Annotated in this window: 1 protein-coding gene; it reads right to left on the reverse strand. The window is 61.7% G+C overall.

Features of this window, described 5'->3' with window-relative positions; all coding sequences use genetic code 11:
* Positions 1-431: IS110 family transposase (locus OZ411_RS43045; protein ID WP_282532818.1), on the reverse strand; the 431-nt coding region annotated here is incomplete at its 3' end.
* Between the last annotated feature and the right edge of the window lie 84 nt (positions 432-515).

Consider the following 515-nt stretch of genomic DNA (forward strand, 5'->3'; position numbering starts at 1 on the left):
GCGTAGCCGCGGATCGCATTGCTCAGCTGGGTGCGCCGGGCGATCAGTCCGTCGCGGATCCCCGTCAGCATCAGCGCGGCCTGTTGCTCGGCCGTCTTGACCGGCACAAAGCGCATGCGCGGCCGCCCCATGGCTTCACACAATCCTTCCGCATCCCGCCCGTCGTTCTTGTTCCGCTGCACGTAGGGCTTCACCAGTTGCGGGGCCATCAGCTTCACCTCGTGGCCGAGCTTGGAAAGCTCCCGCGCCCAATATTGCGAAGCCCCGCAAGCCTCCATCCCGATCACCGTCGGCGGCAACTTGGCGAAATACTCCAGCACCTGCTTGCGCGACAGCCGCTTGCGCAACACCACCTTCTCGGCCGCATCAACCCCATGCAACTGAAAAATATGCTTCGACGTATCCATTCCAATGCGGATAATCTGCGTCACGGACGGCTCCCTCGTTTGAGATTTCGACAACCTCATTCTGGCACAACTGATGCCGTAGGGGGCCGTCCACCCCATCAACCACAG

The sequence above is a fragment of the Bradyrhizobium sp. Arg237L genome (assembly GCF_029990105.1).
Classification (GTDB): domain Bacteria; phylum Pseudomonadota; class Alphaproteobacteria; order Rhizobiales; family Xanthobacteraceae; genus Bradyrhizobium.